23 protein-coding genes are annotated in these 20,762 nt (G+C 28.1%); 21 read left to right on the top strand and 2 right to left on the bottom strand.

Features of this window, described 5'->3' with window-relative positions; translation table 11 throughout:
- Positions 1-10: 10 nt before the first annotated feature.
- The 12 genes from KGF38_RS06050 (at position 11) to KGF38_RS05995 (ending at position 11,192) form a co-directional block, all read left to right on the top strand.
- Positions 11-697 (top strand): SpoIIIAH-like family protein, encoded by a 687-nt coding sequence (locus KGF38_RS06050; RefSeq protein ID WP_054269706.1) that lies wholly within the window; start codon positions 11-13, stop codon positions 695-697.
- Between the two features lie 109 nt (positions 698-806).
- Entirely contained in the window at positions 807-1,169 is a 363-nt protein-coding gene (locus KGF38_RS06045; protein WP_021383951.1) for an Asp23/Gls24 family envelope stress response protein, read from the top strand.
- Positions 1,170-1,254: 85 nt separating this feature from the next.
- The gene (gene nusB / locus KGF38_RS06040; protein ID WP_227832266.1) at positions 1,255-1,761 is read left to right on the top strand and encodes a transcription antitermination factor NusB; all 507 of its coding nucleotides are present in this window, start codon (positions 1,255-1,257) and stop codon (positions 1,759-1,761) included.
- Positions 1,745-2,815 (top strand): O-sialoglycoprotein endopeptidase, encoded by a 1,071-nt coding sequence (locus tag KGF38_RS06035; RefSeq protein WP_227832265.1) that lies wholly within the window; start codon positions 1,745-1,747, stop codon positions 2,813-2,815. The genes nusB and KGF38_RS06035 overlap by 17 nt, the downstream gene beginning before the upstream one ends.
- Positions 2,812-4,017 (top strand): exodeoxyribonuclease VII large subunit, encoded by a 1,206-nt coding sequence (gene xseA, locus KGF38_RS06030; RefSeq protein ID WP_227832264.1) that lies wholly within the window; start codon positions 2,812-2,814, stop codon positions 4,015-4,017. Before KGF38_RS06035 ends, xseA begins: the two co-directional genes overlap by 4 nt.
- A 1-nt stretch (position 4,018) precedes the next feature.
- Entirely contained in the window at positions 4,019-4,234 is a 216-nt protein-coding gene (gene xseB, locus KGF38_RS06025) for an exodeoxyribonuclease VII small subunit (RefSeq protein ID WP_003419178.1), read from the top strand.
- Positions 4,235-4,236: 2 nt separating this feature from the next.
- Positions 4,237-5,124: a polyprenyl synthetase family protein gene (locus KGF38_RS06020; protein ID WP_054269710.1), complete on the top strand. Its 888-nt coding sequence runs from the start codon at positions 4,237-4,239 to the stop codon at positions 5,122-5,124.
- A gap of 29 nt (positions 5,125-5,153) precedes the next feature.
- Positions 5,154-5,591 (top strand): divergent PAP2 family protein, encoded by a 438-nt coding sequence (locus KGF38_RS06015; protein ID WP_021383959.1) that lies wholly within the window; start codon positions 5,154-5,156, stop codon positions 5,589-5,591.
- A 33-nt stretch (positions 5,592-5,624) separates the two neighbouring features.
- Positions 5,625-7,490 (top strand): 1-deoxy-D-xylulose-5-phosphate synthase, encoded by a 1,866-nt coding sequence (gene dxs, locus KGF38_RS06010; RefSeq protein WP_227832263.1) that lies wholly within the window; start codon positions 5,625-5,627, stop codon positions 7,488-7,490.
- Between the two features lie 131 nt (positions 7,491-7,621).
- Positions 7,622-8,434: a TlyA family RNA methyltransferase gene (locus KGF38_RS06005; protein ID WP_054269712.1), complete on the top strand. Its 813-nt coding sequence runs from the start codon at positions 7,622-7,624 to the stop codon at positions 8,432-8,434.
- Positions 8,435-8,453: 19 nt separating this feature from the next.
- The gene (gene recN / locus KGF38_RS06000; protein ID WP_054276254.1) at positions 8,454-10,133 is read left to right on the top strand and encodes a DNA repair protein RecN; all 1,680 of its coding nucleotides are present in this window, start codon (positions 8,454-8,456) and stop codon (positions 10,131-10,133) included.
- 192 nt (positions 10,134-10,325) lie between these two features.
- Positions 10,326-11,192, top strand: coding sequence for a hypothetical protein (locus KGF38_RS05995; protein WP_054269714.1), 867 nt, complete (start codon positions 10,326-10,328; stop codon positions 11,190-11,192).
- 82 nt (positions 11,193-11,274) lie between these two features.
- Here KGF38_RS05995 and KGF38_RS05990 read toward each other — a convergent pair whose 3' ends face one another.
- Complete coding sequence (locus KGF38_RS05990) at positions 11,275-11,766, bottom strand: GNAT family N-acetyltransferase (protein ID WP_227832262.1); 492 nt, start codon at positions 11,764-11,766, stop codon at positions 11,275-11,277.
- A gap of 59 nt (positions 11,767-11,825) precedes the next feature.
- Positions 11,826-12,266 carry a GNAT family N-acetyltransferase gene (locus KGF38_RS05985; RefSeq protein WP_054269716.1) on the bottom strand — a complete coding sequence of 147 codons (441 nt, stop codon included), beginning with the start codon at positions 12,264-12,266 and terminating at the stop codon, positions 11,826-11,828.
- Between the two features lie 160 nt (positions 12,267-12,426).
- Between KGF38_RS05985 and KGF38_RS05980 the strand changes: the two genes are divergently transcribed.
- From KGF38_RS05980 to KGF38_RS05940, 9 genes are all read left to right on the top strand, one after another.
- Positions 12,427-13,488 (top strand): SpoIVB peptidase S55 domain-containing protein, encoded by a 1,062-nt coding sequence (locus KGF38_RS05980; protein WP_054269717.1) that lies wholly within the window; start codon positions 12,427-12,429, stop codon positions 13,486-13,488.
- Positions 13,489-13,628: 140 nt separating this feature from the next.
- Positions 13,629-14,453: a sporulation transcription factor Spo0A gene (gene spo0A, locus KGF38_RS05975; RefSeq protein ID WP_021383996.1), complete on the top strand. Its 825-nt coding sequence runs from the start codon at positions 13,629-13,631 to the stop codon at positions 14,451-14,453.
- 424 nt (positions 14,454-14,877) lie between these two features.
- Positions 14,878-15,999, top strand: a complete 1,122-nt coding sequence (steA, locus tag KGF38_RS05970) for a putative cytokinetic ring protein SteA (RefSeq protein ID WP_054269718.1) — start codon at positions 14,878-14,880, stop codon at positions 15,997-15,999.
- 17 nt (positions 16,000-16,016) lie between these two features.
- Positions 16,017-16,892 (top strand): copper transporter, encoded by an 876-nt coding sequence (locus KGF38_RS05965; RefSeq protein WP_054269719.1) that lies wholly within the window; start codon positions 16,017-16,019, stop codon positions 16,890-16,892.
- A 23-nt stretch (positions 16,893-16,915) separates the two neighbouring features.
- Entirely contained in the window at positions 16,916-17,608 is a 693-nt protein-coding gene (locus tag KGF38_RS05960) for a glycosyltransferase family 2 protein (protein WP_054269720.1), read from the top strand.
- A 7-nt stretch (positions 17,609-17,615) separates the two neighbouring features.
- Positions 17,616-18,440, top strand: coding sequence for a hypothetical protein (locus KGF38_RS05955; protein ID WP_054269721.1), 825 nt, complete (start codon positions 17,616-17,618; stop codon positions 18,438-18,440).
- Positions 18,441-18,444: 4 nt separating this feature from the next.
- Positions 18,445-19,512 carry a DUF3866 family protein gene (locus tag KGF38_RS05950; RefSeq protein WP_227832261.1) on the top strand — a complete coding sequence of 356 codons (1,068 nt, stop codon included), beginning with the start codon at positions 18,445-18,447 and terminating at the stop codon, positions 19,510-19,512.
- Between the two features lies 1 nt (position 19,513).
- A complete protein-coding gene (locus KGF38_RS05945; RefSeq protein ID WP_054269723.1) occupies positions 19,514-20,050 on the top strand; it encodes an NUDIX hydrolase in 537 nt (178 codons plus the stop codon).
- A gap of 68 nt (positions 20,051-20,118) precedes the next feature.
- Positions 20,119-20,724 carry a stage II sporulation protein M gene (locus KGF38_RS05940; protein WP_074178869.1) on the top strand — a complete coding sequence of 202 codons (606 nt, stop codon included), beginning with the start codon at positions 20,119-20,121 and terminating at the stop codon, positions 20,722-20,724.
- The last annotated feature ends 38 nt before the right edge of the window (positions 20,725-20,762 follow it).

The raw sequence follows: 20,762 nt of genomic DNA, 5'->3' as shown, positions 1-20,762 counted from the left end.
GGATAAATGAATGAAGTTTAATTATAAGGGAAGAGGATTTGTAATAATAACTTTAACTGCAATGTTGGTTGTAGTAGGAACAGTGAATTATCAATTGAGTAAGAAATCTTTATTAGAAACATCAAAAGAGTTTAAGGCATATGAAGAAGCTCAATTACAGAAAAATACTGACGATAGTGATAGTAGTAAAACAGAGGATTCTAGTAATGTGAATAAACAAGATGCAAAAGAAAGTGCTGATATAGAAATAGTTGATAGTAAAGCTAGTAAAGTAAAAGAAAAGGTAACTGAAACAAGTAAAGAAATAAAAGAACAACTATCATCTGAGAAAAACATGAAAAAAGCATCTTATATTTTAGATATGAAAATGAATAGAGAAAAGCAAAGAAATGAACTAGTTCAAGATTTAAATGAAATGATAAATAATCCATCTACAACAGAAGAATCTAGAAAAGAAGCTTCTAATATGAAATTAAATATAGTTAAAATTCAAGAAAAAGAACTTCAAATAGAAAATCTCTTGAGTACAAAAGGATATGAAGAAGCATTAGTTTATATAAGTGATAGTAAAGTCAATGTAGTGGTAAATGAAGCTAAATTAGATAAGAAAGATGCAGCAAAAATATTTGACTTAGTTGCAGAACAAGCTAATGTAAAGTATGAAAATATTAAACTTACAAATAATAATAAAAAGTAAAAAATAAACCTCAGAATTAACTGAGGTTATTTTCTTGCAAAGTAGACTTGTATTTGGTATTATTATACTTATAAAAATAGTTCCTTAAAATCAGGAGGTAAGTTTTAATATGGAAGATAATAAGTTTGGACAAGTAAAAATATCTAATGATGTAATAGCTACAATAGCTGGTCTAGCAGCATTAGAAGTTGAAGGCATAGAAACTACAGCAACATTAACAGATAAGTTGTTAAAAAATAATGGAGTAAAAATACAAATAGAAGAAGAGGATGTTAATTTAGATGTAATGGTTATGATAAAATATGGGATGTCAATACCAGATACAGCTTTTAAAGTTCAAGAAAATGTAAAAAATACTGTTGAGACAATGACAGGACTGAAGGTTTCTCAAGTAAATATACACATTCAAGGAATCAGCTTTAAGAAAGATAAAGTTGATAAAGAAGAAGCAAAAGCAACTAAGAAAAATTAATATTAGCCCTCTGAAAAGTCAGAGGGTTTTTTGTTGGCATTTGATTTTTATATAGATAATTAAACTTAAAGGAGAATTTTGATTGATGAAAAAAGATAGGGCACAAAAGAGTACAACAAGAGAATATATAATGAAACTTATATACCAGATAAATATTAATAAGGAAGATTTTGAAACTTTAGATGATAAAGTAGATATTTTTTTAAATGATAATTCAGAACATATTATAAATAGATATGAAGAGCTTGCACTTCAGTATTCAAATAATGCAAATTTAAAGCTAGAAGATACTAAGCTTGAAGATGTTATAGACAGAAACTATATAAGCAGAGTATGCAAAGCACTAAAAGAAAATCATGATAAGATAGATGAGTTAATAAACAAGCATGCTAAAAACTGGACAGTAGATAGAATGCCAAAGGTAGATGTGTCTATACTTAGATTATCTGTATGTGAAATAGCTTATTTGGACACTCCTAATAAAGTGTCAATAAATGAAGCTGTAGAGCTTGCAAAGATATATTGTGATGATAAGTCTCCTAAATTTATAAATGGTATATTGGGAAGTGTTGTTGATGAAATCGGTAAATAATATAATAATTGGAATTGATACTAGCTGCTATACTACTTCTATAGCAGCTATCTCTTTAGATAAGAAAGTTATCTTTAATGAGAAAATAATGCTAGAAGTAAGAGAAAATACAAAAGGACTAAGACAAAGTGAAGCTGTATTCCAGCATGTAAATAATTTAGGGCTTTTAAGTGATAGAGTAAAGTCATTTAAAGATAAGTTTAATATAGAAGGTGTCTGTTCAACTATAAGACCTAGACCAGTTGAAAACTCATATATGCCTGTATTTAATGTAGGATATAATTTTGGAAAGTTATTATCAAGTATATATGGTTGTAGATTTTATGAGACTACTCATCAAGAAAATCACATTGAAGCAAGTTTATTAAATAGTAAGTTAAAAAATAATAATAGATTTATTTCTGTTCATATGTCTGGTGGCACTACAGAGATACTTTTAATAAACAAAATGGATGATAATTATAATATATTGGATAGTAGCTTAGGTGCAATTACCAGAATAAGTAATAAAAAAGATGATAAAAGTAAGCTATACAATAATTTTGGATATAATATAGATATAATTGGAGGAAGTAAAGATATTAGCTTTGGTCAACTTATAGATAGAGTAGGAGTTAAGTTGGGGTATAAGTTTCCTTCAGGAAAATATTTAGATGAAAATGCTTTAAATTGTAACTTTAAAATAGAAAGTGGTCTGAAAACTTCTGTGAGAGATGGATATATGAATTTATCTGGATTAGAGAATCAGGTAAACAAGATTATAAAAGATAATAAAGATAATACTAATCAAAAAGAATATGTATCTAAATTAGTATTAGATTCAGTAGTTAGAAATATGTTTAAATCTTTAGTTTATTTATGTGAAACTTATAATGTAGATGAAGTAGTTTTTGCAGGTGGAGTTTCTGCAAGTAGGTATATTCTTAAAGAATTAAGTCTAAAATTAAGAAAAAAACATATAGAAGCTCATTTTACAGAACCACAATATTCAACTGATAATGCTGTTGGGTGTGCTATAATAGGATTGAATAGCTTTTTAGGAGAAAGAGTATGAAACTAAGAGCTTTAGATATAAGTGAAGCAAACTCATATATTAAAAGAATTTTAATAAACGACCCAATACTTTCTAATCTTAAGGTTAAAGGAGAGATTTCCAATTTTAAGGTTCATAGTAGTGGGAATGTATATTTATCACTTAAAGATGAAACATCAAAGTTAAACTGTGTAATTTTTAAAAGTAATTTTAATCGTAATCTAAAATTAGACAATGGTGTGAAAGTTATAGCTAGTGGATACATATCGGTCTACGAAAGAGATGGTGCGTATCAATTATATATTAATGAAATTGAAATAGAGGGAATAGGGAATTTACACATAGAATTTAATAGATTAAAAGAAAAACTTGCTAAAGAAGGTTTATTTGACTCTAAATACAAGATACCTATACCTAAAATGCCAAACTCAATTGGAGTTATAACATCTCCAACAGGTGCTGTTATAAGAGATATAATAAATGTTATAAAAAGAAGATACCCTAAAATTAATATAAAGCTTTATCCAGTAACGGTTCAAGGAGATAAATCAGCAGAAGAAATATGTGAAGCAATCAGATTTTTTAATCATATGAAGAATGTTGATACACTTATAATTGGTAGAGGCGGGGGTTCAATAGAAGAGCTTTGGTCTTTTAATGATGAAATGGTAGCAAGAGAGGTTTTTAATTCTCAGATTCCAATAATATCAGCAGTTGGGCATGAAACTGATTTTACTATTTGTGACTTTGTATCTGATATGAGAGCACCAACACCATCCGCAGCAGCAGAGATTGCTACTCCATCGTTAGATGATATAAATTACAAACTTGGAAATATAAAAAGTAGAATGAGTAAGTCTCTTACAAATCAAATTGAGCTAGACCAATACAGGTTAGAATCAGCATTTAACAAGATAAATAACTATTTAGATTCTTATACAATAAAAGATAAAGTTATACAATTAGATAAAATATATGATAAAATAATTTTTGGAATAGAAAATAATTTGAAATTGGAAGATGAGAAACTAATAAAGATTGGAGCATTACTTCATAATTTAAGTCCATTAGCTACTATGGATAGAGGTTATAGCATAGCCCAAAAAGATGGAAAAGTAATAAACAGTATAAAAGGATTGAAAACAAAAGATAACATAGACATAGTCTTAAAAGATGGAAATCTGGAATGTATGATAGATAAAATTGAAAATAAAGAGGTATAGTATGAATTTAACTTATGAAGAAGCTTATAAAAGATTAGAGAGTATATTAAATGAACTAGAATCTAAAAATGCTAGCTTAGATGAATCTTTAAGCTTGTATGAAGAAGGTATAAGCCTTTACAAACATTGTAATAAGCTTTTAGATGATGCTAAATTGAAAATAAGTAAATTTAATCAATTAGGAATAGAAGAAGATTTTAAAATTGAGGAGGAATAAAATTGGAATTTAAACAATGTCTGAAAGAAAAAGCAAGTTTTATAGAAAATGTACTTAAAGAATATATGCCTAAAGAAGAAGGGTATCAAAAAACAGTTATTGAAGCTATGAACTACAGTTTAAGTGCTGGAGGCAAGAGATTAAGACCAATACTTACATTAGAAGCTTGTAAAGTAGTTGGAGGTAATGAAGAAGAAGCTATTCCTTTTGCTATGGCCATTGAAATGATACATACATATTCACTAATACATGATGATTTACCAGCTCTTGATAATGATGACTTAAGAAGAGGTAGACCAACAAATCATAAAGTATATGGAGAAGCTATGGGTATTTTGGCAGGCGATGCTTTATTGAATTATGCTTTTGAAGTTATGCTTTCAGGTTCAATCAATAAAGAAAATCCAGAAAAGTATTTAAAAGCTATAAATGAAATTGCTAAAGGTGCTGGTATATATGGCATGATAGGTGGTCAGGTAGTAGATGTAGAAAGTGAAAATAAACAAATTGAAAAAGAAAAATTAGATTATATACATATGAATAAAACTGCAGCAATGATGGTGGGTTGTATGAGAGCAGGAGCTACTATCGGTGGAGCAAATTCAGAACAGATGGAAGAAATAACTAAATATGCAAAAAATATCGGATTATCATTCCAGATAGTAGATGATATACTAGATATAGTGGGAGATGAAGCTAAATTAGGTAAGAAAGTTGGAAGTGATATAGAAAATCACAAGTCAACATACCCATCACTTTTAGGTTTAGATAAATCTAAAGAAATTGCATATAATTTGATTGATGAAGCAAAGAAAAGTATAGAAAAATTATCTGACGATGTAGATTTTTTAAAGGGATTGGCTGAATATATAATAGATAGGGAATACTAAAATATACAGCTAAAATCGAGGAGGGAAAAATGGACTTTTTTTCGGAGATTTTTAACAATGGGGCTTTGGGAATAAGTCTGATTGCTTGTTTCTTAGCACAATTTATAAAAATATTTACTGGCAAGGAAAAAAGAATTGAGTTATCAAGAATACTTATTTCAGGAGGTATGCCTAGTTCCCATAGTTCTTTTGTTACAAGTTTAGCTACAGTGGTAGGTATTGAAAAAGGGTTTAATTCTACTGATTTTGCTATAATTACTGTGCTTGCCCTGATTATAATGTATGACGCAGCAGGTGTTAGACGGGCTGTAGGTAAGCAAGCTATCATATTAAATCAAATAGTAGCGGATATACAGCATGGAAAGCATATAGAGCAGAAGAAATTAAAAGAATTAATAGGTCACACACCACTAGAAGTTTGGTTTGGAGCTTTACTTGGGATAGTAACAGCTTTAATATTGATGTAAATTTAAAATTTACAAAATAAAGGTGAGGATAATATGTATAAATATTTAGATAAAGTAAATTCTCCAAAGGATATAAAAAATATGAGCATAGAAGAAATGGATTTACTTGCAAAAGATATAAGAAAATTTTTAGTAAAATCTGTTTCTAAGACAGGCGGGCACTTAGCTTCTAATTTAGGAGTAGTTGAGCTAACATTAGCACTTCATAAAGTGTTTAACAGTCCTAAAGATAAAGTCGTATGGGATGTAGGACATCAATCTTATGTTCATAAAATAGTTACTGGAAGAAAAGATTATTTTGTATCTTTAAGACAATTTAATGGACTAAGTGGTTTTCCAAAGGAGAGTGAAAGTCCTCATGATATTTTTGACACAGGACATAGTAGTACATCTATTTCTGTAGCTACAGGTATTGCCTGTGCTAGAGACATAAAAAAAGAAAACTACAGTGTTATATCTGTAATTGGAGATGGTTCTATAACTGGAGGTATGGCACTTGAAGCTTTAAATCAATTAGGATATATCAATACCAATATGATAGTAATTCTTAATGATAATGAAATGTCCATAGATAAAAATGTTGGTGGAATGTCTAAATATCTGTCAAGTATTATAAGAAACTCAACAGTTGAAAAAATGACAGATGAAGTTGATAAAATTTTAAATGTTACACAAACAGGTGAGATTTTATCTAAGACTGCACATAGATTTAAAGATAAGTTAATGTATAGCTTTTCGCCTCAAGATTGTTCATTTTTTGATTCATTAGGTATAAAATATTATGGTCCTATAGATGGTCATAATACTAAAGAATTAATAGATACATTGAGAAAGGCTAAACATAAAAAAGGGCCTGTACTTTTACATGTAATTACGAAAAAAGGAAAAGGGTACAGATTTGCAGAAGAGCAACCTGATAAATATCATGGAGTATCAAAGTTTGATATAAAGACAGGAGTAACATCTTCAAAAGTTAAGTCTATGTCAGTTAGTGTTGGAGAAAAACTGGTTGATATGGCTAGTAATAATGAAGATATAGTAGCAATAACGGCTGCAATGCCATCTGGTACTGGGTTAAATTTATTTGAAAGAGCATACCCAAAAAGATATTATGATGTTGGTATAGCTGAACAACACGCAACAGGGTTTGCAGCAGGTCTTGCAAAAAGTGGGATGAAACCTTATTTTGCTGTATATTCATCGTTTTTGCAAAGAGCATACGACCAAATTATTCATGATGTATGTATAACTAAAAAGCCAGTTACTTTTCTTATAGATAGAGCTGGACTAGTTGGAAATGATGGAGAAACTCATCATGGTATGTTTGATTTAAGTTACTTGAATTCTATTCCAAATATTGTAGTAATGGCACCAAAAGATACAAGAGAGATGGAACTTATGATGGATTTATCATTAAAGCTAGACTATCCATCAGCAATTAGATATCCAAGAGGAAATAGCTATTACTTGGACAAGGGAGAATATAAAGAACTTGTATTAGGAAAGTATGAAGTATTAGATGATGGACAAGATACAGTTATACTTTCTATTGGAAGTATGGTGAAACATGCTTTAGAAGCTAAAGAACTATTGTTGAAGGAAGGAATAAATCCAACAATAGTTAATGCTAGATTCTTAAAGCCAATGGATGAAGATATGTTGAATATTTTATTAAAGAATCACAAAAATGTAGTTACAATAGAAGATAACATTGTAACTGGAGGGTTTGGAAGTAGAATAAACAAGTTTATTATAGATAATGAGTATAAGGTAAATATACTCAATATAGCAATACCAGAAGAATTTATAAAGCATGGTAATGCAGATGAATTATATGATTTTGTAGGACTATCACCAAAAGGTATTGCTGATAAAATAAAAAAGTTAGTTATTAAATAAAAAATTAATGAAAATATTATAAATTAAGACTGATATAAAATATAAAATTTATCAATTAAATAAATATCAGGTGTGTTACTTTAAGCTACTTTAGTTATTATTAAAGTAGCTTTTAACAGAAAGGTAATTTTATGAAAAAGAGAATAGATTTATTGTTAGTAGAACAAGGTCATTTTGAAAGTAGAGAAAGAGCTAAAAAAGCAATAATGGCTGGTCTAGTTTTTGTTGATAATCAAAGATGTGATAAGGCTGGTACAGAAGTAAAAGAGGACTGTAATATAGAAGTAAAAGGAAATCCAATACCATACGTTAGTAGAGGTGGTTTAAAGCTTGAAAAAGCTATGAAAAACTTTGATTTAACTATTGATGGAAAAGTATGTATGGATATAGGTGCATCTACAGGTGGTTTTACAGATTGTATGTTAAAAAATGGAGCAATAAAAGTATTTTCTATAGATGTTGGTTATGGGCAACTTGCTTGGAAATTAAGACAAGATGATAGAGTTGTGTGTATGGAGAGAACAAATATAAGAAATGTGACAATAGAAGATACAAAGCAGTTTGCAGATTTCGCATCAATTGATGTGTCTTTTATATCATTAAAACTAGTACTTCCAAAAGCTAAGGAGTTAGTACGTCATGACGGAGAAATTGTCGCTTTAATTAAACCACAATTTGAGGCAGGAAGAGAAAAAGTAGGTAAAAAAGGTGTAGTTAGAGAAAAATCGACACATATAGAAGTCATAAAAATGATTTCTGACTTTTCTGTTGGAAATGGATTTGAAATTTTAGGATTAGACTTTTCTCCAATTAAAGGGCCAGAAGGAAATATAGAGTATCTAATTCATCTGAGAAATGGAAATGAAGGTTATGAGTTTGATAGTAACACATACGATAATAAAATAGTGGAAGTCGTTGAGGCTTCACATAATTTAGACAAATAGGCTAAAAGGGGGCTTAGACTTGATCCTCGAATTATATATGAAAAATTGTGCTTTAGTTGAAGAGCTAAGGTTGAGTATTGATAAAAATTTAAATATACTTACAGGTGAAACTGGTTCAGGAAAATCTATAATAATAGATGCGCTTGGACTTTGTCTAGGTGATAAATATGATAGGTCTTTTCTAAGAAAAGGAACAGACAAGGGACTTGTTGAAGCCGTATTTTTATCAGATAATATATATCTAAAAAAAATACTAGACGAAAATGATATAAGTATAGAAGATGATAATTTGTTAGTCATAACTAGATTGATATATTCAGATGGAAAGAGCACTGCTAGAATAAATGGAAGAACTGTTAAAGTATCTCTTCTTAGAGAAATCGCATCAACACTTATAGATATACATGGTCAACATCAAAATCAGGCTTTATTTAATAAAGACACTCATTTGAAATTTCTAGACCTTTTTGGAGAGAATGAATTAGAAAAATTCAAAGTTGCCTATAAAAAAGTGTACAACAAGTATAGTGAAGTAAAAAAGGCTTTAAATTGTTTAACAGAAAATAAGGATGAGATGCAAATTCAAAGAGAAATAGATTTGTTAAAATTTCAAATAAATGAAATTGAGGTAGCAAATTTAAATAAGAATGAATATGAAGATTTATTAAAACAAAGAGAAGTTTATAGAAATAGTGAAAAGATATATAATAACTTGAATTTAAGTTATAGCAAGTTACATAATGGTGAGTATAATGTTATTGACCTAATAGGTCTTGCATCTAAAGAACTTAATGACATATCAAAATATGATAGTGTTTTGAGTGAATATAGTGATACTGTAGAAAGAATTATGTATGAGTTACAAGATATATCTAGTGATATAAGAAATTACAAAGATAATATAGACTTTGAGCCTTATGAATTAGAGCAGATTGAACTTAGAATTGATGAGATTAACAATTTAAGAAGAAAATATGGAGATAGTATAGACGATATATTTGAGTATTATGAAAAGATAAAAGATAGATTAGACGAGATACTAAATAGAGATGAAAGAGTTGAACAGTTAAAAAGTCAACTTATGAATATAGAAGAAGATTTAAAAATAAAAGCTAATAAATTGACTAAAGCAAGAACAGAAGTAGCAACTACTTTAGAGAAAATACTTCTTGATGAATTAAAAAGCTTAAACATGAAAAATGTAATGTTCAAAGTTAATTTTGAAGAAGGCCCATTTACTTTAAATGGAATAGATGATATTGAATTTATGATATCTTTTAACTTAGGAGAAGATATTAAACCTATATATAAAGTTGCATCAGGTGGTGAGATGTCTAGGTTTATGTTGGCATTTAAGACAATCTTGGCTGATATAGATGATATTGATACATTAGTGTTTGATGAAATAGATACAGGTATAAGTGGTATAGCAGCACAAATTGTTGGTGAGAAATTGAGTGATATAGCAAAGAAAAAACAAATAATATGTATAACACACTTACCTCAAATTGCGGCAAATGCTGACACTCATTATTGTATAGAGAAAGATACTTCAAATAATAGGACATTTACTAATGTTAGTAAATTAAATCAATCTCAAAGAAAAAATGAAATTGCTAGGCTTATAGCAGGTAATAATATAACAGAGAAAACTATCGAACATGCAAGTGAAATCATTGAAATGGCTAAAAAATGCTAGTGAAGAAAGGTTGTTCTAAATAGGTGTAAAGAATTTTCTATCTGAATACTTTACATCTATTTTTTATGATTAAATTATTTAGTGAATATATTAAAAATATAAAATTTAAAAGTTATATCAATTTGTAACTTTGAAATTTTTAGATGCTTAAGTATAATATTATGTATAAGGTATTAGTGAGGGGGGCATAAATTGAATAAAAAAAATACTATGCACTTAATTTTTACAATTGTAATTTTTATTTTATTATGGTATATGATATTGACAATGAATGAAATTAACAAAAACATAGAAAACTATAATAATAAATTAGAGTATTTGTCACAAGAAATTATGAATACCAAGTCAGATATTAGTAATACGATAAATGAAGAAATGTCAAAAAGCTATATAACTAAAAGTATTGATTTAAAAGTTAAAAAGCTTGAAAAAGAAGAATGTACTATTGAGGTAGATATTCAATTGAGTAAGTTGGGTAAAAATGGCAAGGTATTTTTTATGTATAAAGAAGATAATGATAAATGGAATGAGATTGAAATGACAAAACACGGAGAATTATCGTATACTTGTGAGATGAAAATAAAGACAGGTAATGAATATGACTATAAAGTAGTTACAAATGGGACCATATCTGAAAGCTCAGATGTACAAAAGCTAACTACATCTGATTATATGCCTGAACAACCTGTATTTAATTCTGGAATAAGGGACAATAAAGAATATTTTATTGAAATAATAGAAAATAGTAATCTCTTAAATCATGAAAGTGAAAAGTCAAAAAATAAAGTCTATAATAGTATCAAATTGAAGAAAGTAGATATTATTGTAAATGAAGGGAAAAAAGATACTGTGTATAAAGCAAAATCTGTTAAAATATCAGATGCTGATAAAGATAATAGTCCAAATGAAAGTCAAGTAAATTATGAAGCAACTTTCCCTAAAAGGGATATTGGTAGTATAGTCTATATTAAAGCCAAACTTACATACAATAATGGAGTAGAGTACATAAAGGATATAACTGAAGATATAACTATGAGTTTACAAGATTTGGAAAAATAAATACATATACAAATAAATTTGGTCAATAAAATAGAGTATAAATAAAATTGCAGTAGTTTTATTTATACTCTATTAGATAAATTTATAATTTTAATTCCATATATCTAGCGCCTTCAATGGGATTATAAGTATACGGTTCTATATCATAGAAACCAAGTTTTTCATATAGTCCTTGAGCACTTTTCATGCTTGGAAGAGTGTCTAATCTCATATAGACATATCCAATTTCTTTAGCTTCTTTAACAATTTCTTCTAATAGTATTTTTCCTATCTTTAGTCCTCTAAATTGATTTCTTACAAATAATCTTTTTAATTCACATACTTTGTCTTCAAGCTTTTTTAAAGCAACACAACCTGCTAAATTTTCATCGACAAATACTAATATCAATGAACCTGAAGGTTTTATATATTTTCCTGGAAGTGTTTTTAATTCGTTATTAAAGTCTTGAAAACATAAGTCTATATCTAGAGAATTTGAATATTCAGTAAATAAAATTTTTACATTTTCAAGATTTTCTAAGTCTTCTTCTTCAACAAATTTTAAACTTATATTTTGAGCCATTTTATCCATCATTATATAAATATGTTTATATAATGATTTCACCTCCTTGATAGATGTATATTTTGTTAATATCAATTAGATTTTAATACCATTACTTTTTCACCGCCATAGTCAAGTTCTCCATTAAACTCAAATCCAAAATCTTTATAAAGCTTGATAGCTGTTTTGTTGTTATCAAATATACTAAGATACAATTCATCACAATTATATTCTTTTTTAAGAAGGTTTATAAGAAAATCTAAGGATGCTTTTCCATATCCTTTGCCTTGATATTTTGAATCAATCATAAATCTATCAAGCCAAACTCTATCATCTTCTAAGCGACCATACATAGCGAATCCTATTAATGAATTTTCATCATATATTCCTACAGGTATCCAAGCCGTTATAAATTTAGATTCAGCAATAGAAAGTGCATTACTTTCTATATAATCTAATTGACTTTTATCTACAGACAAATCAACTAAATCACGCCAATTATTTACGTCTGCAATTCTTACATTTAATTTCAAGATATTACCGCCCTTCAAACTTTTTCTTACAATATAATACTATCATATTATATATTAAAAATCACTTAGTAAGATGTTTAATAAGGTTTTTAAATGAATAAATTTTCTGGAAAAAGGAATTATAAATACATAATAATACAGCATAGGAGTAGATGAACATATGAACAAATCAAATAAAAATTTAAAAAATATTTGGATAATATTAGGAGCTGTATCGATTTTTATGATGGTTATAATCTTTCAAAATAAGAATTGTAATATAAATAAAGAGACTCCAATAGAAGCTTTTACAATTAAGAATCATGATAAAAAATTTGTATATCCACTTGGCAACATAGTTGGAGTAAAAGCCAATACAGATGGTGTATTGGTCTTAGGATATGAGGAAGAAGATGTAGATTATATTGGAGGTATACAAATTGGCGACAATATAGTAAAAATAGATAATAAAAGGATAAAAAATGGTCAAGATGTATCAGAAATTCTAAATAAAGCTAAGAAAAGTAAAGTTGAAGTTACTTTTGAGAGAAAAAATAAATACAAGACAGAAGTAATAGAAACTAAAAAAGAGAATGGTAAATATAAGCTTGGTCTTTGGGTAAGAGATAAGATATCTGGAATTGGAACTATGACTTTTTATGACCCTAGCATGGAAAAGTTCAAAGCAATTGGTCATGCCATAAAAGATTCGGATACTAATGAACTATTAAAAATAAAACAAGGATATATATATAAGCCAGAAAAGCTAAAAATAGTAAAGGCTAGTAATGAAAAAATAGGTAAAATAAAAGGCGACTTTAATGATAGCAATTTAATGGGTAATTTCTCGAATAACTCAGAGTTAGGTATAAGTGGTAATATCACAGAGAAACAGAATAAAGAATTTAATTTAGCGAATAAAGAAATGCAATTGATAGAAGTTGGCCGCCCACAAGATGTAAAAATAGGAGATGCAGTCATTCTTTTTGAAGATAAAAATAAAAATATAACAAGCTATGATATAAAAATAGAAAGTATAGTATATGATAAAGGAAATTATAGAGATATGGTAATAAAAGTAGTAGATGATAAGTTATTGGAATACACAGGAGGTATTGTGCAGGGGATGAGTGGAGCTCCAATAATACAAAATAATAAAATTATTGGTGCAATAACTCATGTTTTTAGAGATAATCCGAAAAAAGGATATGGTATTTTTATAGATGAAATGATAAAATTGTAGGTGAGGCATTAAAAAATTTTATTATTTTATCAATTATCTAGAAGGAATATAATTTTGAAGTGTCGAATATGCATTAGAGTAGATAATTAAGAGCAATTGTGTAAAAAGTTTAGTTTTCTGTAATAAGAAGATGTTTTTTAATGGGGGGATTTTTAGTGGAAAAAATCAAAATAGTTTTAGCAGATGACAATAAGGATTTTTGTCAGGTATTAAAAGAGTATTTGTCTAATGAGGATGATATCGATATATTAGGCATAGCTAAGGATGGAATTGAAGCATTAGACTTAGTAAAAAAGACACAACCGGACTTATTAATATTAGACGTAATAATGCCACATCTAGATGGATTAGGTGTAATTGAAAAATTGAATACAATGGATATACCTAAAATGCCAAAAATAATAGTACTATCAGCAGTAGGTCAAGATAAGATAACTCAAAGCGCAATAAATCTAGGAGCAGATTACTACATAGTAAAGCCGTTTGATTTTGTTGTGTTTATAAACAGAATTAGAGAATTGGTTTCTAATAGAGTTGCTCAAGTTGAGCCAAAGCCTAGACCAGTTCAAGAAACTCAAATGACTAGAAGTGATTTCGTTAAGAATGTAGGGAATATAGAAACAGAAATCACAAATATAATACATGAAATAGGAGTACCAGCTCATATAAAAGGATATTTATATTTAAGAGAAGCAATAAAAATGGTTATTGATAATGTTGAGCTTTTAGGTGCAGTAACAAAAGAGTTATATCCAAGTATAGCTAAAAAATTCAATACAACACCAAGTAGAGTTGAGAGAGCGATAAGACATGCGATAGAGGTTGCGTGGAGTAGAGGAAAAGTTGACACAATAAATCAACTATTTGGATATACAGTACACAATACTAAAGGAAAACCAACTAACTCGGAATTTATAGCAATGATTGCTGATAAATTAAGACTAGAGCATAGTATGGTTAAATAAATAGACACAAAAAGTAGGGCTTTTTAATTAAGGCATTGGCGATAAATATGTATTACAAGTAGCGAAATGGTATAACCAGTAGGGTTATACTGTTTCGCTATTTTAATAAGTATAAAATTTTTTCTTTATTTTTTCTTTACTATTCGTTCAATATATTAATATAATAAATTTATTTATACTATACTTATAGTATATGTCTTTATAAGTTACAAAATGGAAGGAGTTTATTTTTTAAGAATGAATGTTGAATAAAATATAATAAACTTTATATTTTAAAGAATATTGTTGAATGTGTTAAATAAAAAAATAATAGAATATAGTATTATAAATGCCAAAGATGCAAAACAAACTTAAAACATTTATTTTATTGTTAAGTAATGCTATAATATAATGTGATTTTAATAATGATAGTGGAGGTTTAAAAATGAGAGTCGAGGCCCCTATAAAAGTAGATCGAAAAACCAAAAAACTTGCTAAAAGAGTTGAAAGTGGGGAAATAGCAGTTATAAATCATATCGATATAGATGAAGTTGCTGCAAACTCTTTAGTAGAAGCTAAAATAAAACTTGTCATAAATGCGGCTCCTTCTATAAGTGGTAGGTATCCCAATAAAGGTCCAGGGATATTAACTGAAAATAATATACTAATAATTGATAATATTGGAGAAGAATTATTTGAAGAATTAAAAGAAGGAGAAACTATAGAAGTTGTAGATGGAAAGATATATAGAGAAGGAAAATTTTTAGGTGCAGGCGAAGTTTTAGACAAGTATGAAGTTTCACACCAAATAAAGGCTGCTTATGAGAATTTAGCTGTAGAATTGGATAGATTTATAGATAATACTATAGATTATGCTAAAAAAGAAAAAGGATTTATACTTGGAGAAGTAGAAATTCCAAAAGTGAAAACTAATTACGCTAATAAACATGTATTGATAGTTGTGAGAGGTCAGGACTATAAAGAAGATTTGAGTACAATGCTTTCTTATATAGAAGAGGTAAAGCCAGTCTTGGTTGGTGTTGATGGTGGAGCAGATGCTTTAATTGAGTTTGGATATACTCCAGATGTAATTGTAGGAGATATGGATAGTGTAAGTGATGAAGCTTTAAAAAAGGCTAGCGAAATAGTAGTACATGCTTATACAGATGGAAGGGCTCCAGGTCTTAAGAGGGTTCAGGAATTAGGCCTAGATGCAATTGTATTTCCTGCACCAGGAACTAGTGAAGATATAGCTATGCTTATTGCTTATGAGTATAAGGCTGAGTTAATAGTAGCAGTTGGAACACATTCAAATATGATTGATTTCCTAGAAAAAGGTAGAAAAGGTATGGCAAGTACTTTTCTAGTTAGGCTTAAAATAGGTTCAAGACTTATAGACGCTAAAGGTGTCAATCTGTTATACAGAAGTAAATTAAAAATAAAGTACATATGGGCATTAATAGCAACAGCTTTGTTCCCTGTATTGGTAGTCGCATCACTATCACCAGGTGTTCAACAATTTATACAACTAATGCAATTAAAATTTAGAGTATTATTACAGATGTAAATTTTAGGAGGATAAATATGCATATTAATATGAAATATTATATAGTCACTATAGGTGCTATATTTATAGCTTTGGGTATAGGCATGTTAGTAGGATTTAATTTAAATAATAATCAACAATTAAGTGAACAACAAGCAAATATAATAAATGATTTAGATGACAAGTTTAATATTTTAAAAGAGAAAAATGATAAACTTGATGGTGACTTAGCAAATGTAAATAAGGATTATGAAGAAGCAGTTAATTTTATAAATAAAAATGTAGATAAGATTTTAGCTGGTTCATTAAATGGTAAAAGCATAGGAATAATATCAGCTAATGAAAATGATGATTATACAAAAAATATAGAAGACATAATAAATAAATCTAATGGAAATATTGCCTTCAATATAGTATTAAAAGAAAATATAACAAATCCAGAAAAGTTAAAAGAAATCTCAACTAAATTAGGTGCAGATATAAAAAATGCAAGCGATGCTGTCAATTATATAATGGATACCCTTAAAAAAGAAGATGCAAGTGATATTCTGACATATCTTCAAGAACTAGATGTAATAAAGTTTAACTCTCTTGGTAATACATATCTAAAATATGACTCTGTTGTAATAGCTGGTGGAAATGATGCAAAAGATAGTGCAAAACAGTTTGAAAAAATAGAAAAATTTGTAGTTTCAAAACTTAAATCAGAAAATAAATATTTAGTAGAAGTTCAAAATACAGGAGTTAAAACTTCTTATGTAGAACTATATTCTAAAAACAAGGTTGCAACTGTAGATAATATTGATGAAGGAATAGGAAGTATATCTCTAGCTATTCTTTTACAACAAGGAAACATAGTTGGTAACTTTGGTAGATTAGATACTGCAACTTCATTGTTGCCATCTATTAAATAGAAATAATTTTAAGGAGAGAAAAAATGGATTCTTATATAAGTATAATAATACCAGCTTATAACGAAGAAAGTAGAATAAAATATACATTAGATAGTATAGTGGATATTAAACAAATAAACGAGATAATAGTTGTTGATGATGGTTCAATTGATAATACTGCTAAAGTTGTATCTGAATTAGAGAATGAAAAGATTAAATTTTTTAAGTTAGATAAAAATAGAGGCAAAGGATATGCTTTAAATTATGGTATTAAGTTAGCAATGAAAAATGCAGATATTATAGGATTTCTAGATGGAGATTTAGGAAGTTCTGCTAAAGAAGTTGAAAAATTAATAGTACCTATATTAAATGGTGATGCTGATGTTACTATAGCTAAGTTTCCTCCTGCAAAGAAAAAAGGCGGTCTGGGATTTGTAAAAGGTTTAGCTAAAAATTCTGTGTTTGAGATGACAGGTGTTGAGTTAGATGCGACTTTATCAGGTCAAAGAATATTTAAAAGAGAAGTTTTAGAAAAGTTTGATGAAATACCTTTTGGATATGGAGTAGAAGTTGGTATGACTATTGATATCTTAAAGTATGGATTTAAAATTAAAGAAGTATTAGTAAATATGACTCATAATGAAACAGGAAGAAATTTAAAAGGGTTTATTCATAGAGGAAAACAGTATTATCATATAAAAAAGGTTTTAGGACAAAAAAAGAAAGAATGGAGGTAATATCTTAGTGGAAGATTATATACTTTATACCATTTTATTATTAACAGGATTATTTGGAACCTATGCTGTAATACCACTATTTAAAAATCTATTAATAAATGGAAATATACTTAGACCAAACTATAAAAAAGATATGATACCAGTAAGTATGGGAATTGTTTTTTTGCCTATGGTTGTAATTAATGGGATAATACTTACTTTCTTTACTACAGAATATAGGGATTTAACATATATATTTATGTTTATGTTTGGTATGATATCGATGTTCTTTGCAGGGATATTAGATGATATTATTGGAAATAGGGATGTAAGTGGATTAAAAGGACATTTTAAAAGTTTATTTAAAGGAAGTCTTACAACAGGAGGTTTTAAAGCATTATTTGGCGGATTTGTAGGACTTATAGTTTCTGTTGCTATATCAAAAGATATAATTGACATAATAATAAACACACTGATAATAGCTTTATCAACCAACTTAATGAATCTCTTGGATTTAAGACCAGGAAGAGCAATAAAAGTATATTTATTTATAATGGTGATTATATTTTTGACATTAACAGGTTTTGTTCAAGTGCTTCCATTACTTATAGTGCCAAATGTGCTTGCGTATTTTAATTATGATTTAAAAGCAAGAGCAATGATGGGAGATACTGGTTCAAATGTTCTTGGAATATCTATTGGAATTATGATTGCTTTTGGATATTCATTTAATGTTAGATTGGGATGGTTAATATTTGTAGTTATTATGCATATATTCACTGAGAAATACTCATTAACTAAGATAATAGAAAAAAATAAATTATTAAATTTTATAGATAAATTAGGAAGGTAACATTATGATAAGTAAAAGAGTGGGGATTGTTGAATCAATAGTAAGCCAAACTGAAACGCTTGATGATATAAGAGTGAATATAAATGGGGAAGTGCAAAGGGCATACAATTATCCAAAGCTATCTGGAACTATAAATGTAGGAGATGAAGTAGTTTTAAATACAACAGCAGTAGAACTGAGTTTAGGTACAGGTGGATATCATTTTGTAATAACTAATTTAAATAATTTAGAATCTACTTTAACTGAAGGTGGTCATATAATGAAACTTAGATATACACCTCTCCAAATAAAAGTTGATTCTATTGAAGAACAAGAAAGTATTTATCATGATGAATTTGGAAAGTTTAAAGGATTAGAAGGTCTTTCTGTTGTAGTAGGAACTCTTCACAGTATGTTGACTCCATTTGCAACTTCATTTAAAAGAAGTAATCCCAATAAAAAATTAGTATATATAATGACTGATGGGGCATCTCTTCCAATATATTTAAGTAAAAACGTGGACACTTTAAAAGAAAAAAAATTAATAGACAATACTATAACGATAGGTAATGCATTTGGTGGAGATTATGAATGTATAAATATATATACTGCACTAATTACAGCTAAAGAAATATTAAAGGCAGATGCAGTATTTGTAAGTATGGGACCAGGAATTGCTGGAACAGGAACAAAATATGGATTTACAGGAATTGAACAAGGTCCAATTCTCGATGCTGTAAAAAAACTTGGTGGAAGAGCAATAGCAATTCCAAGAATTAGTTTTGCGGATAAAAGAGAAAGACATCAAGGTATTTCACATCATAGTATGACCGTATTTAAAGAGATTGTAAATGTAAATATAGATATACCAATAACTATATATGATGATGAAAAATTAAAGTTTATAAAAGAACAAGTAAGCTCAAATGGTTTAGATAAAAAGCATAATATAATTTATATAGATAATAATAAAACAAAAGAGGACTTAGAATATTTTAATCTAAAAGTAAAAAGTATGGGAAGAAATTACGAACAAGATGAGGCATTTTTTAAAGCTGCAAGCACAGCAGCATATTACTTAATGGAGGTTTAAGATGGTATTAGAAGAAAAAACTATTAGTAGTGATAGGGTTTATACAGGTAAAGTAATTACTTTAAAGGTCGATACTGTTGAAATTCCAGGGCAAGGATATCAAAAAAGGGAGTTAGTAGAAGTTGGTGGAGCAGTAGGAATAGTTGCAGTTACAGATGATAACAAGATTGTACTAGTTAAACAATTTAGAAAGCCTATAGAAAAGCCAATTTTCGAAATTCCAGCTGGTAAGTTAGAAAAAAATGAAAGTCCAAAAGAATGTGCTGAGAGAGAACTAAAAGAAGAAACTGGGTATAGTGCAAAAAATATTAAATTAATACATAAATTTTTCACTTCAGCAGGTTTTTCCAATGAGATAATGTTTGTATATTTAGCAACAGGGCTTACTCCAGGAGAGAATAATTTAGATGCAGATGAGTTTTTAGATGTATATGAAGTTGAGCTTGAAGAGGCATATAATATGGTATTAAAAAATGAGATTGAAGATGCAAAGACTTCTATTGGATTATTATTAGTAAAAGATATGTTTAAAAATTAATATTTATAAAAATGAATAACCCTTTGTCCTAAAGCATATTATTTTATAAAGGACAAGGGGGAATAAAATTGAGAAGAACATATAGAAGAAATGATTTTAGAGAATTGAATAGACAAATAATTATTATAGGATTATTGTTTATGATGTCTATTGTTATTGGGTCTTACATAAATAAAATCTTGCCAGGTTCTAGTGACAATATATTAAACAATATAAATCCTGCTGTAGAGTATTATAATCTAAATCTAAACATAAAAGAGACAGTTATACAAAATTTGAAGTCAGATGGAATTTTTATGGGCTCAATAGCTCTGTTAAGTCTATTTGTAGTAACGATTCCAGCTGTAATAGTAGTTTTTGTATTAAAAGGTATGTCCATAGGATATACAATAAATAGTTTTATATTAGCATTAAAGTTTAAAAGCGTAAAAATGATTTTAATAATATTATTTAAAAATTTGATTATTATTCCATGTGCAATCATACTAACATTAATTAGTATAAGCTATTTCAAAGAGATGGTTTATGAATTTAAAAAGAACAACAGAAAAAATATGCAATTTTTAATTAAGAGGTATATACTAAATATTATAATTATAATAGCACTATCATTGGGGTTGCAATTAATATTAAATACTGCAAGTATTGGTATTATTAAGTTCCTAGTTAAATAAAGGAGTTTATAATGGATATTATAGAGGGATATATAGAT

The organism is Clostridioides sp. ZZV14-6387 (assembly GCF_020657835.1).
Lineage (GTDB): Bacteria > Bacillota > Clostridia > Peptostreptococcales > Peptostreptococcaceae > Clostridioides > Clostridioides difficile_A.
Note: the sequence above shows the minus strand (reverse complement) of the source record. Positions and strands in the feature narration are given on the sequence as shown.